Source organism: Actinobacillus vicugnae, from assembly GCF_901687125.1.
In the GTDB taxonomy this organism is placed as follows: domain Bacteria; phylum Pseudomonadota; class Gammaproteobacteria; order Enterobacterales; family Pasteurellaceae; genus Actinobacillus; species Actinobacillus vicugnae.
Genome location: NZ_CABFJY010000003.1, coordinates 1 through 12,328, shown reverse-complemented (window position 1 = coordinate 12,328; position 12,328 = coordinate 1). Strand labels below are relative to the sequence as shown.

The 12,328-nt window shown below is 37.8% G+C and carries 14 protein-coding genes; 1 reads left to right on the top strand and 13 read right to left on the bottom strand.

Annotation, left to right across the window (positions count from 1 at the left end; all coding sequences use genetic code 11):
- Positions 1-560: 560 nt before the first annotated feature.
- The 11 genes from mnmA to F8M47_RS00815 form a co-directional block, all read right to left on the bottom strand.
- Complete coding sequence (gene mnmA, locus F8M47_RS00865; protein WP_150538336.1) at positions 561-1,730, bottom strand: tRNA 2-thiouridine(34) synthase MnmA; 1,170 nt, start codon at positions 1,728-1,730, stop codon at positions 561-563.
- Positions 1,731-1,899: 169 nt separating this feature from the next.
- Positions 1,900-2,220, bottom strand: coding sequence for a nucleotidyltransferase domain-containing protein (locus tag F8M47_RS00860; protein ID WP_150538335.1), 321 nt, complete (start codon positions 2,218-2,220; stop codon positions 1,900-1,902).
- The gene (locus F8M47_RS00855) at positions 2,202-2,615 is read right to left on the bottom strand and encodes a nucleotidyltransferase substrate binding protein (protein WP_150538334.1); all 414 of its coding nucleotides are present in this window, start codon (positions 2,613-2,615) and stop codon (positions 2,202-2,204) included. The genes F8M47_RS00860 and F8M47_RS00855 overlap by 19 nt, the downstream gene beginning before the upstream one ends.
- Positions 2,616-2,635: 20 nt before the next feature.
- Entirely contained in the window at positions 2,636-2,881 is a 246-nt protein-coding gene (gene nqrM / locus F8M47_RS00850; protein ID WP_150538333.1) for a (Na+)-NQR maturation NqrM, read from the bottom strand.
- A gap of 12 nt (positions 2,882-2,893) precedes the next feature.
- Positions 2,894-3,934: an FAD:protein FMN transferase gene (locus tag F8M47_RS00845; RefSeq protein ID WP_150538332.1), complete on the bottom strand. Its 1,041-nt coding sequence runs from the start codon at positions 3,932-3,934 to the stop codon at positions 2,894-2,896.
- Positions 3,935-4,090: 156 nt separating this feature from the next.
- Positions 4,091-5,320 (bottom strand): NADH:ubiquinone reductase (Na(+)-transporting) subunit F, encoded by a 1,230-nt coding sequence (nqrF, locus tag F8M47_RS00840; protein WP_150538331.1) that lies wholly within the window; start codon positions 5,318-5,320, stop codon positions 4,091-4,093.
- A 10-nt stretch (positions 5,321-5,330) separates the two neighbouring features.
- A complete protein-coding gene (gene nqrE, locus F8M47_RS00835; RefSeq protein WP_150538330.1) occupies positions 5,331-5,927 on the bottom strand; it encodes an NADH:ubiquinone reductase (Na(+)-transporting) subunit E in 597 nt (198 codons plus the stop codon).
- Between the two features lies 1 nt (position 5,928).
- On the bottom strand, positions 5,929-6,552 hold the full coding sequence (locus F8M47_RS00830) for an NADH:ubiquinone reductase (Na(+)-transporting) subunit D (protein WP_150538329.1): 624 nt from the start codon (positions 6,550-6,552) through the stop codon (positions 5,929-5,931).
- The gene (locus tag F8M47_RS00825) at positions 6,552-7,325 is read right to left on the bottom strand and encodes a Na(+)-translocating NADH-quinone reductase subunit C (RefSeq protein ID WP_150538328.1); all 774 of its coding nucleotides are present in this window, start codon (positions 7,323-7,325) and stop codon (positions 6,552-6,554) included. Before F8M47_RS00825 ends, F8M47_RS00830 begins: the two co-directional genes overlap by 1 nt.
- 1 nt (position 7,326) lies before the next feature.
- Positions 7,327-8,559, bottom strand: a complete 1,233-nt coding sequence (locus tag F8M47_RS00820; RefSeq protein WP_150538327.1) for an NADH:ubiquinone reductase (Na(+)-transporting) subunit B — start codon at positions 8,557-8,559, stop codon at positions 7,327-7,329.
- A 4-nt stretch (positions 8,560-8,563) separates the two neighbouring features.
- A complete protein-coding gene (locus tag F8M47_RS00815) occupies positions 8,564-9,895 on the bottom strand; it encodes a Na(+)-translocating NADH-quinone reductase subunit A (RefSeq protein ID WP_150538326.1) in 1,332 nt (443 codons plus the stop codon).
- A 472-nt stretch (positions 9,896-10,367) separates the two neighbouring features.
- Here F8M47_RS00815 and nfuA point away from each other — a divergent pair, with 472 nt between their 5' ends.
- Entirely contained in the window at positions 10,368-10,967 is a 600-nt protein-coding gene (gene nfuA, locus F8M47_RS00810; protein ID WP_208790019.1) for a Fe-S biogenesis protein NfuA, read from the top strand.
- A 66-nt stretch (positions 10,968-11,033) separates the two neighbouring features.
- Here nfuA and add read toward each other — a convergent pair whose 3' ends face one another.
- On the bottom strand, positions 11,034-12,068 hold the full coding sequence (gene add / locus F8M47_RS00805) for an adenosine deaminase (protein ID WP_150538324.1): 1,035 nt from the start codon (positions 12,066-12,068) through the stop codon (positions 11,034-11,036).
- A 161-nt stretch (positions 12,069-12,229) separates the two neighbouring features.
- The coding region (locus F8M47_RS00800; RefSeq protein WP_150538323.1) for an IS3 family transposase at positions 12,230-12,328 on the bottom strand (99 nt) is incomplete at its 5' end.

Sequence of the window (12,328 nt, the reverse complement as noted above, 5' to 3'; positions counted from 1 at the left end):
GATGATATGCCCAAAGCAGAGGTAGTTGATAATTACAATAATTTTTACCGCTTAGCTAGATCATATTTTTTATCTATTGCAAAACCTATTTCTAGTGACAGAGAACATCTCCTTGCCCTTGTTGTAAAGCACATTCTAACAATTGCTTCTGTTTTATCAAAATTACATATCTAACGGATTTGCTTTAAGCTCATTATTGGTATGTGACCCCATAAAGGATGGCGTATATTTTGAGTAACTTCCTTACATTCAAGGATAATGCCCAACTCTGTATCAACTTACATACTGCGGGTATTTAAATTATTTAAAGAATAGTTGGGAAAGATAATCTAAAATCCAAAACTTGATTTAGATAACAAAAAGCCAATATTAGTTGAAAAATACTGTAAATCCGATTGGTACGTTTATTTTGATTTATCTACAAGTTATTTTAATTAAAACAATGAACACATATAAAATAAAAAAAGGGCTTTCGCCCTTTTAGTTTAGTTCTTATTTATAAATATTTATCAAAATATATCTATCATTTATGATTAATTACACCAAAGATATGTTAATAATTACTTCAACTGCTCTTCAATCACACCACCACCTAAGCAAATTTCGCCTTGGTAAAACACGGCAGACTGACCTGGAGTAACAGCGATTTGTGGCTCATCAAAAATCACACGAATGGTATTATCATCAAGCGGTTGAATTTCGCACGCAATATCCGTTTGGCGATAACGTGTTTTAACCGTGCAACGTAGGTTTTCACGAATCGGTTGGCGATCAACCCAGTGTAGTTGAGTCGCTATTAATCCGTTTGAAAGCAATGCCGAATTATCATGCCCTTGCGCTACCACCAAGACATTATTAACCAAGTCTTTTTCTACTACATAAAATGGATCTTCACTTAAGCCTTTTACACCACCAATTCCCAAGCCTTTACGCTGACCAAGAGTGTGATACATTAAACCATCATGACGACCAACCACTTTACCCTCTACCGTTTTAATCTCACCAGGTTGTGCAGGTAAATAACGCGCGAGAAAATCTTTAAATTTACGTTCGCCAATAAAACAAATACCTGTTGAATCTTTTTTCTTCGCCGTTGCTAAACCAAGATCTTCTGCAATTTGGCGTACAATTGGTTTTTCAATATCGCCGACAGGGAATAAGCTTTGCCCCACTTGTTTATGACTTAATGTATAAAGAAAATAACTTTGATCTTTATTTTCATCTAAGCCTCGTAGCAATTGTGCATTGTTATCATCATCACTACGGCGCACATAATGTCCAGTTGCAATATAATCAGCCCCTAAATCTTCTGCGGCATATTCTAAAAAGGCTTTAAATTTAATTTCTTTATTGCACAGAATATCTGGATTTGGCGTACGTCCTGCTTTGTATTCATTTAAGAAATGTTCAAATACATTGTCCCAATATTCTGCAGCAAAATTAATTTTATGTAGCTTCATACCTAATTTATCAGCAACTGCTTGGGCATCCGCTAGGTCTGCAGCAGCAGTGCAATAATCCGTATCATCGTCTTCTTCCCAGTTTTTCATAAACAAGCCTTCGACTTGATAGCCTTGCTGCTGCAAAATAAAGGCTGATACTGAAGAATCTACACCACCAGACATACCGATAATCACTTTCTTCTTCGCATTTTCTGCCAGCTGTTCGGCCGTTAATTTAGGAAAGTGTGCGTCATAAGTTTTTGAGTTAAGTTGAGTTTGATTTGTCATAATTCTCCCGTAACTTCGGTTAAGGCGAAGCACATTGGTTGGTTTAACAAAAGTGTAAGTATTCACTTACCCCATATTGAAAGCGGCATAAACACGAGAGTTTATGCCATTAGATATGTTACAAGCGATCAAATTTGCAAAAAAATTCACAATTTCTACCGCTTGTATTTCAAAATAGTTTCTTTTCTTGTTGATAGAAAAGTTTTCCTGAACGATCAATCTCAGACCGCAAATTGTCGTTAGTGAGTTGATGATAAATAGATAAATCAAAGAGATAAGGTGAATCAGAATCATCCAAATCTAACCAAATACGACCTAGAATAGTTTGGTTTAGTTGGCTTCCTTTGAGGGTTAAATCAATATCCGAACCTTCCCGATAATTGCCTTTTGCTCTTGAACCGTAAATAATCGCCTGCTCCACCTCAGGATATTTAGCTAAAATAGTACAAATAGTACGACAAGCTCTCTCGCTTAATCCAAATTCTGCCATAACTGTTGAAGTCTTTGTTTAAACTCAATAAATAATGGCAAATAACGATGAATAATTTTGTTAAATTCTTCAGTTAAAATCATTTCATCATAAGTATGAACAGTTAAGTTACGGCTTTTCACCATATCTAACCAAATTTCACCTTGAGAAATGAGCCCTCGATTAAATGCCAACCGTGTGGCGGTTTTAGAGCCAAAAATATCCTGCTCACCTTCTTCTTTCAGAATATCCTGCATGAGTTTCCACGCTAGTTCATGGGTAATCTCAAAACTCTGAACAATGCCTTTTTTTACTATATCTAGCTCTGTATCCGCATACTGGCTGATCTCTGCCTGTAAATAATCCACCGCTTTACAATAATTATCCAGGCGCTGTTTAAAACGAATATTTTGCATTGTACAGCTCCCTCAAAAGGTTATTTCACTTCATAAAATTGAGGTTCTTTATTAAAACGAGCAACTTCTTCAGGATCCGCTGTGCCGTCTGCCATTTTTGCTTTTAAGTTATCGCAAGGCTCTTCGCAGTCGCACATTTTTTTCATACCTAATGCGGTAATGCCGCCACAGCTACCTTTAATAGTTTTACCTTTGATAATAAAACCAATCGACATCGCAAAAATCACAGCAATAAAAAAGCCGAAAGTAATTAATAATGTTTCCATTGTTCACTCCAATTATTTTTGGTTAATTAATGTTTCAAATGCACTCGACATTTTCGTTTCAAAAGTATCGCCATTTTTAATAATCAAGAAAACAGCCAAATTTTCACGTTCTGCCACTTCAAGTGCTTTTTCTGGACCTAATACAAATAAACCAGTGGATAAACCATCTGCCGTCATCGTCGTTGGCGAAAATACGGTAATAGAAGCTAATTTATGATTTACAGGGCGTAATTCTTTCGGATTAATAATATGCGAAAGGCGGTTGCCTTGCTCATCTTCAAAATAGTTGCGGTAGTTACCTGATGTTGCCATAGCAAGATTATGTAATGGCACGGTAATTTGTGCTGATTGACCTTGTACTAAGGTTGGCTGTTCAATTGCGATGCGCCAATCAACGCCTTGTAAATTTTTGCCTTTGCCACGTAATTCACCACCGATTTCAACCAGATAATTAGCAATATCAAAGCCTTCTAAATGCTCTGCAAGCTTATCAACACCAAAACCTTTAGCAATTGAAGACAAATCGAGATAGAGATCTGGCACTAATTTAATTAATGATGGCTGTTCACCCGTAACCAATTTTAGTTTTTCAATCCCTACTGCTTTTGCTCGTTCAGAAATTTGTTCAGCAGAAGGCACTTTATTAAGGCGTTTATCTGGACCAAATCCCCATAAATTGACTAAAGGCCCGACAGTAACGTCTAATGCCCCTTCAGTTATTTGGTTCAGCCTAATTGCTTCAGCAACCACTTTTGCAAAATCTTGAGAAATATTGACCGCTTGCCCTACCGTACTTAATTGGTTGAAATGGCTAATTTGCGAAGATTTTTGGTAAGTAGACATTTCATTATTTACCGCAACCAATATGCTGTCTAACTGCTTTTGCATTTCTTCCGAAGTTGGTAAATCTTTTGCATTACCATCATCAATATATTTTATGGTGTAAGTCGTCCCCATCGTTTTACCTTGTAAGGTAATTTGCTCTGGAGTTTTGTTACAAGCGGTTAAAAATAAGGAAAAGATTGCAAAAATAAAAAGAGATTTTAGTTTCATACTTTTAATGATTTAAAAAAAGGTAATATTTCGTAATGTTGCAAATTTTATTTAGAAAATGCCATAAAAAGAGTATTTTCTAAATAAAATTTATATATAAGCGGTCAAATTTGCAAAAAATTCTGCAAATTTGACCGCTTGTCAGAGAGTTAAGTATTAACCACCGAAATCATCTAATAAGATATTTTCGTCTTCAACACCTAAGCTCTTCAGCATACCGATTACCGCTGCATTCATCACTGGAGGACCACACATATAGTATTCGCAGTCTTCTGGTGCTTCATGATTTTTCAGATAATTTTCATAAAGTACGTTATGAATAAAGCCTGTATAACCTGTCCAGTTATCTTCTGGTAACGCATCTGAAAGCGCTACGTGCCATTCAAAGTTATCATTTTCTGCCGCTAATTGGTCAAAGTCTTCTTGATAGAAGATTTCACGTTTAGAACGAGCACCGTACCAGAATGACATTTTACGTTTAGATTTTAAGCGTTTTAATTGGTCAAAAATATGTGAACGCATTGGCGCCATACCAGCACCACCACCGATAAACACCATTTCATTATCAGTGTCTTTCGCGAAGAATTCACCGAACGGTCCAGAAATAGTCACTTTATCACCTGGTTTTAATGACCAAATATATGACGACATTTGACCTGGTGGTACATCTGGGTTACGTGGTGGAGGCGTTGCAATACGCACATTAAGCATAATAATGCCTTTCTCTTCTGGATATGAAGCCATTGAGTATGCACGAATGATATGCTCATCCACTTTTGACACATAGCGCCATAAGTTAAATTTATCCCAGTCTTCGTGATACTCTTTTGGAATATCGAAGTCTTTATAATTAACTGTATGAGGCTCTGCTTCAATCTGAATATAACCACCCGCACGGAAAGGTACTTCTTCACCTTCAGGAATTTGAAGTTTAAGTTCTTTGATAAAGGTTGCTTTGTTATCGTTAGAAATAACCGTACATTCCCATTTTTTTACACCAAAGATTTCTTCAGGAAGTTCAACATCCATTGAAGATTTCACGTTTACCTGACACGCTAAACGCCAGCCTTCTTTCGCTTCTTTCTTAGAAATATGTGATAACTCGGTTGGAAGAATCTCACCACCGCCAGATTTTACTTGTACTTTACATTGACCACATGAGCCACCACCACCACAAGCACTTGATACGAAAATACCTTTGCTCGCTAAAGCGCCAAGCAATTTTCCGCCTGCTGGAAGGGTAATACCTTTTTCAGGGTCATTGTTAATTGAGATGGTGATATCACCAGAATCCACTAATTTTGATTTAGCGAAAAGAATGATCACCGCAAGCACTAATACCAGAGCAGTAAATGCGACAATACCGAAAATAAAATTACTATCCACGATATGCTCCTTATAATTGAATGCCTGAGAATGACATGAAACCTAACGCCATTAAGCCTACCGTAATAAAGGTGATGCCTAAACCACGAAGACCTGCTGGAACATCAGCATATTTCATTTTTTCAGTTAAACCTGCAAGTGCTACAATTGCTAGCATCCAGCCTGTACCTGCACCGATACCATAAACCACTGATTCAGTGAAGTTGTATTCACGTTGAACCATGAATGACACACCACCAAAAATCGCACAGTTTACGGTAATTAATGGTAAGAAGATACCTAATGCACTATATAAAGCAGGGAAGAACTTATCCAAAATCATTTCAAGAATTTGAACAAGTGCTGCAATAACACCGATAAAGGTAATAAAGTTTAAGAAGCTTAAATCTACTCCCTGAACTAGTGCATCTGCTTTTAGCACGTGTGTGTAAACTAATTGGTTTGCAGGTACCGCAATACCTAATACTACGATTACCGCAATACCTAAACCAAAAGCTGTTGAAACTTTCTTAGACACCGCAAGGAATGTACACATACCAAGGAAGAAAGAAAGTGCCATATTCTCAATGAATACAGACTTAACAAATAGACTTAAATAATGTTCCATCTTATTTCTCCACTTGTTCTGGCTTCCACGTTCTAATTGCCCAGATAACAAATCCGATAATAAAGAACGCACTTGGTGCTAATAGGAATAAACCGTTTGCTTGATACCAGCCACCGTTTTGAATAGTTTCTAATACAGTAATACCGAAGATTTTACCTGAACCAATTAATTCACGGAAAAATGCAACAATAATTAACATTGCACCATAACCTAAACCGTTACCAATACCATCTACAAAACTTTCTACTGGACCAGATTTCATTGCGAATGCTTCTGCACGCCCCATTACAATACAGTTAGTAATGATAAGACCAACGAATACAGAAAGCTGTTTCGATAAATCATATGCATACGCACGTAACACTTGGTCAACTAAGATCACAAGTGATGCAATAATCGCCATTTGAACAATGATACGAATACTATTAGGAATATAGTTACGAATCATTGAAATAAACAGGCTAGAGAACGCAGTAACCAAACTTACTGCAATCGCCATAACAAATGCTGTTTGTAGCTGAGTCGTTACCGCCAATGCAGAACAGATACCTAGGATCTGTAATGCAATTGGGTTGTTATCTGCGATCGGAGATAACAATAACTTTTTAAGATTATTACTCGCCATTAGTTAGCTCCCATTGCTGCTTTAAATTTGGCTAAATATGGACCAAAACCATTAGCACCAAACCAATATTTAAATGAACCATCTACGCCGTTTGAAGTAAGTGTTGCACCCGATAAGCCATCAACACCATGCTCTTTATCTGCTGAAGCGCCTTTACCTACAGTTAATGCAACTTCATTATTTGCGTTGAATAATTTCTTACCTACAAAGTTTTTCTGCCAGTTTGGATTTGCGATTTCACCACCAAGACCTGCAGTTTCACCTTGCTCATAGTAAGTAATACCATTTACTGTGTTAGCATCAGGTTGAACCGCAACGAAGCCGTACATAATTGACCATAAACCATTACCGTACATTGGAAGTACTACTTGACTTACGTTACCCGCTTCGTTTTTTACTAAATATACTTCTGCATATTTAGCACGCACTTTGATATTTGCTTTATCGTCTGCTGGGTTGATCGCTACATTTTGTGCAGGATCTTTCGCTGCAGCTTTTGCATCAAAGTTTGTTACGCCTTCAACATAATCACCCGTTGCTAAATCAACGATTTTTGGCTCAATGAATTTTGCATAGGTTTCTTGCACATTAGTATTTGGTTGCATTAAACCCGCTGCTTGTAAAATATTTTTCTGTTTATCAAGCACTTTCTGAATATCTTGCGTAGGTTTTAGCAATACTGCTGCACCCGCTACGATAAGAGAACAGATTAAACTTAATAACACAACAACGGTTAAAGTACCGCCTACGCTATCTTTATTAAATTTAGCCATCTTATGCCGCCTTCGCTTTTCTACGTTTGATATTGCCTTGAACTACTAAGTAGTCGAAGATCGGAGCAAATAAGTTAGCGAATAAAATTGCTAACATCATACCTTCTGGGTACGCTGGGTTTGCTACACGGATAACAACACACATACAACCGATTAACGCACCGTACCACCATTTACCTTTATTAGTAAATGCAGCTGATACAGGGTCTGTCGCCATAAAGAACATACCTAATGCGAAACCACCTAACACTAAGTGCCAATGCCATGGCATAGAGAATAGCGGGTTGGTGTTTGAACCGATTAAGTTAAATACTGTTGCAGTTGCAGCCATACCAATCATAACGCCAGCAATAATGCGCCATGAAGCAATGCGTGTGAACACGATAATTGCAGCACCGATGATTAACATAAGCGTTGAAACTTCACCGATTGAACCAGGAATATTACCTAAGAAAGCATCCATCCAAGTAATTTCTTGACCAGTTACTACATGTTTAAGCGCACCTTGACCACCTTGTGCCCATTGTGAAAGTGCTGTTGCACCAGAGAAGCCGTCTGCTGCAGTCCACACTAAATCACCTGAGATTTGTGCTGGATAAGCGAAGAATAAAAACGCACGACCTGCTAATGCTGGGTTCATAAAGTTTTTACCTACACCACCAAACACTTCTTTTGCAACAACAACACCAAATGTTGTTGCAAGTGCAGCTTGCCATAATGGTAAAGTTGGTGGAACAATTAATGCTAATAAGATAGAAGTAACGAAGAAACCTTCGTTGATTTCATGCTTACGCACCATTGCAAATACCACTTCCCAGAAACCACCTACTAGGAAAACCGTTAAGTAGATAGGTAGGAAGTATGTTGCACCAAGCAACATTTTGCTCCCCCAACCAGCATCTGCAGTTAATGTTGCGCCTAATGCATCTGAAAAACCATAGTGCCAGTTATTTGCGATTGAATCCGCTAATGTACCTAAGTGGCTTGTAGCAAGAATAGCTTGCGCACCTACGTTGTACATGCCCCAGAACATTGCTGGGAATAATGCCAACCATACGATGATCATCATACGTTTAGAATCTAACGCATCACGAACGTGTGAATCTTTACGAGTCACTGTACCAGGTGTATAAAGAATGGTATATGTCGCTTCAAAAAGCGTGTACCATTTCTCATATTTTCCACCTTTGTGAAACGCAGGTTCCATCTTTTCAAAAAGATTTTTTAAACCCATTTTATTAACCTTCCTTCTCGATCTTATCTAACGCAGCACGTAACATCGGACCGTAGTTATTTTTACCTGGGCAAACATAAGTACATAATGCTAAATCTTCTTCATCTAGCTCTAAACAACCTAAGTTTTGCGCAGAATCGGTATCGCCAGCAGCTAAATCACGAAGTAATAACGTAGGAATAATATCTAACGGCATTACACGCTCATATGCGCCAATTGGCACCATTGCACGCTCACCACCGTGAACTGCAGTCGTGAAGTTAAATAATTTTTTGCTGAAATGACCTAATACAGTACGTGTAATAGAGAATTTATCCGAACCTGGCATAATCCAACCAAATAGTTCTTTCTCACGGCCTTCTGCAAGTACAGAAACTTGTAACGCATAGCGTCCTAAGTAATCAACAGGACCCGTAGCTGTTGCACCACTTAACACAGAACCAGAAATTACACGGTTTTCACCTGCATTTAGCTCATTAGCTGTTAATTGTGAAAGGTTTGCCCCAAGACGAGTACGCACTAAACGAGGTGTTTTTACTTGTGGGCCAGCAAGTGCTACCACACGATCGGTAAATAATTCACCCGTTGTGAATAATTTGCCGATTGCAATCACATCTTGATAGTTTAAGTGCCATACACTTTTGGTTAATCCAACGGGATCAATGAAGTGAATGTGTGTACCTACCAAACCTGCTGGATGACGACCTGCAAATTCATGAGTATTTACACCGCTAATTGATGGAACATTTGCCCCCGCCGCTTTAACTAAGTTCACTTTAACGCCTAAACGAGTTAATACCGTTAAGCCATGTTCAAAGTCATTTTTATATTCATTAATGATCACTGCTGGATCAGCACTTAATGGATTAGTATCCATTGCATTAACGAAAATTGATGCAGGAGTTGCATCCACCGCTGGAACTTTGCTGAATGGACGTGTACGGAACGCAGTCCATAAACCTGATTCAACAAGGTTTGTTCTTATTTGTTCAGCTGATAAAGAAGCTAATTGCGCAGCTTCATAGCTTGTAAAGGTAATTTGCTCATCACCCTCAACTTTGATTACGACTGATTGAAGAACACGTTTTTCGCCACGGTTGATTGTTACTACCGTACCGCTTGCAGGAGCAGTAAATACTACGCCAGGGTTCTTTTTATCTTCAAAAAGAACTTGACCTTTTTTCACTACATCGCCTTCACGAACTTTCATAGAAGGACGCATACCCACATATTCTTCACCAAGCATCGCAACTTCATTAACGGTATTGCCGTTATGGATTACTTGTGCTGGCGTACCCGCAATAGGTAAATCCAAGCCTTTTTTGATTGTAATCATATTATTTGCACTACTTTTGTTGGGTTAAAAATCAGATTACGAAAAAATCGTAATCACTTCTCTTGAGCCGTAACTTTGCATTTAAAAACAAACGAATTCCCCCACTTGTTTCTAAAAAGTTACATTAAGTTCTCAAATTTGGCGTCTTATCTTGCTATTAATTCACAGGATAAAATAAACGACGTATTTTACCTCAAAAACGAGCTAACTTTCCACAAAAACACACGTTTTTAAGGCTTTAGCCCTTGAATATTTGAAGTAAATCAATATTTATTAGCCAAACTTTTTTAACTTACCTCTAAAGAGGTAAGAAAAAATCCTTTGTTTTTCGAAAAACAAGCGGTTACATTTTTGAAACTTTTTGCAAATTTTTTAACAATTGATTTTGGTAAAATTTTGGGTAGAAAAAACCGCTTGTAAGGCGTAAAATATCCGACAGTTTTACTCAATTTAATAACGAATTTGGAAACTTATCATGGAACAAGAAGCAATTCATATCTCAATTTCGGAAGCAGCACAAACACATTTTCGTCGCCTTTTAGAGCAACAAGAAGAGAATACCAATATCCGTATTTTTGTGGTAAATCCAGGTAGCCCTAACGCAGAATGTGGCGTATCTTACTGCCCACCAAATGCGGTAGAAGAAACTGATACGCAATTTGAATACGAAGGTTTTTCTGCATTTGTGGATGAAATTAGCTTACCGTTTTTAGATGAAGCTGAGATTGATTACGTAACAGATCCAATGGGATCACAACTTACCCTTAAAGCACCAAATGCGAAAATGCGTAAAGTTGCAGATGATGCGCCTTTTATTGAGCGTTTAGATTATGTGATCCAAACGCAAGTCAATCCACAATTGGCAAGTCATGGCGGTCGAGTAACTTTAATTGAAGTAACAGAAGATAAATATGCAATCCTCCAATTTGGTGGTGGCTGTAATGGCTGTTCAATGGTAGATGTAACCCTTAAAGAAGGGATCGAAAAACAGTTATTAGCAATGTTCCCTGATGAGTTAGTCGGAGTAAAAGACGTTACTGAACATCAACACGGTGAACATTCTTACTACTAAAAAATACAAAGCACGAGCATTTAACTCGTGCTTTTTTGTCAATTTTAAGAGAAATTTAACCGCTTGTTAGAATAGCTCTGGATGACGCTGGTGAATTTTGTGTAATAAGGCTTTTTTCTCTTGAAGCGAAAGGAATGTAGCCTCAACAGCATTTAATAAAAGTTGTTTTGCTTCTTCTTCCGTCAGCTGATAATCCGTTTGTAACACATGAAACTCATGTTGCACATTGGTCTGCGAAACCGTCATATTATCGCTATTTAACGTTGCAACCACATCACGTTGCAAAAAAGCACGTAATGGATAATCTTGCAAATGCTGAACCGTTTTAGTTTGCAAATTACTGCATGGACACATTTCTAATGGAGTTCGGTCTGCTATCAGTCTATGCATAACTGTTTCTGATTGAATTGCTCGCACGCCATGTCCAATTCGTGATGCACCAAAATTTAATGCTAGCGCTACACTCTCAGCCCCCGCAGCCTCTCCTGCATGCAACGTAAACGGCACGCCTAATTTATTCGCATAATTAAACTCTGTGGCAAAATTTGCAGTTGGAAATATTCCCTCTGCCCCCGCTAAGTCGATTGCAACTATCCCCGCTTCACCTTGACTTAAATATTTATGTGCAAGACGTATCGTTTCTAAATTTTCCGCTTGGTTATCCGCTGCACGCATACAACATAAAATTAAATTTGCTTTAAACAAGTTTGTTTGTGCAAGACCTGCTTGCAAACCTTTTATTGCTGCTAATACCACTTGTTCTTGATTCATTTCTTGCTGGGTATGAAGTTGTGGCGCAAAACGAATTTCTACATAAAGCAAGCCCATTTTATCTAAGCGCTGTAACAGATTAACAACTGATGAAGCTAAAGCTTCTGGCGTTTGTAATAATGAAATCGGTAATTCGAAACAACCTAAATACTGATTTAAGTCGCTACAATCTTGAGGAACAGAAATGAAAGAAAGTAATTTTTGCGGATCAGTTGAGGGAAGTTGAATTTGTTGTTTCGTAGCCCATTCTATCATCCATTCTGGAGATAGCGAGCCATCTAGGTGTAGGTGTAAATCAATCACCCCATATTTTGCTAAATTTAAAGCCATATTGTCTCCTTGATCATTATTGATAATTGGGTACTCTAGCCGAATAAACGCAACATAAACTTATAACAAAAATGCCCACTTAAGTAAGCGGTTTAATTTCAGCAAAGATTTGCAGATATAAAAACACCACCTTTGATCTGACCCCAAAAAGTTAGACACATTTAATTCAAGGACTGGGTTCTGTATTCAACAGGGCTTAGTCCTTTTAGTTTCACTTGAATACGCTCGTGGTTATAGTAATACATGTACTCGTGAAGGGT

What these genes read in the sequence shown, in the direction of transcription:
- F8M47_RS00825 (WP_150538328.1), bottom strand. Translation starts at nt 7,325, where the DNA reads ATGGCTAAATTTAATAAAGATAGCGTAGGCGGTACTTTAACCGTTGTT.
- F8M47_RS00830 (WP_150538329.1), bottom strand. Translation starts at nt 6,552, where the DNA reads ATGGCGAGTAATAATCTTAAAAAGTTATTGTTATCTCCGATCGCAGAT.
- mnmA (WP_150538336.1), bottom strand. Translation starts at nt 1,730, where the DNA reads ATGACAAATCAAACTCAACTTAACTCAAAAACTTATGACGCACACTTT.
- F8M47_RS00845 (WP_150538332.1), bottom strand. Translation starts at nt 3,934, where the DNA reads ATGAAACTAAAATCTCTTTTTATTTTTGCAATCTTTTCCTTATTTTTA.
- F8M47_RS00820 (WP_150538327.1), bottom strand. Translation starts at nt 8,559, where the DNA reads ATGGGTTTAAAAAATCTTTTTGAAAAGATGGAACCTGCGTTTCACAAA.
- nqrM (WP_150538333.1), bottom strand. Translation starts at nt 2,881, where the DNA reads ATGGAAACATTATTAATTACTTTCGGCTTTTTTATTGCTGTGATTTTT.
- add (WP_150538324.1), bottom strand. Translation starts at nt 12,068, where the DNA reads ATGGCTTTAAATTTAGCAAAATATGGGGTGATTGATTTACACCTACAC.
- F8M47_RS00815 (WP_150538326.1), bottom strand. Translation starts at nt 9,895, where the DNA reads ATGATTACAATCAAAAAAGGCTTGGATTTACCTATTGCGGGTACGCCA.
- F8M47_RS00855 (WP_150538334.1), bottom strand. Translation starts at nt 2,615, where the DNA reads ATGCAAAATATTCGTTTTAAACAGCGCCTGGATAATTATTGTAAAGCG.
- nqrE (WP_150538330.1), bottom strand. Translation starts at nt 5,927, where the DNA reads ATGGAACATTATTTAAGTCTATTTGTTAAGTCTGTATTCATTGAGAAT.
- F8M47_RS00860 (WP_150538335.1), bottom strand. Translation starts at nt 2,220, where the DNA reads ATGGCAGAATTTGGATTAAGCGAGAGAGCTTGTCGTACTATTTGTACT.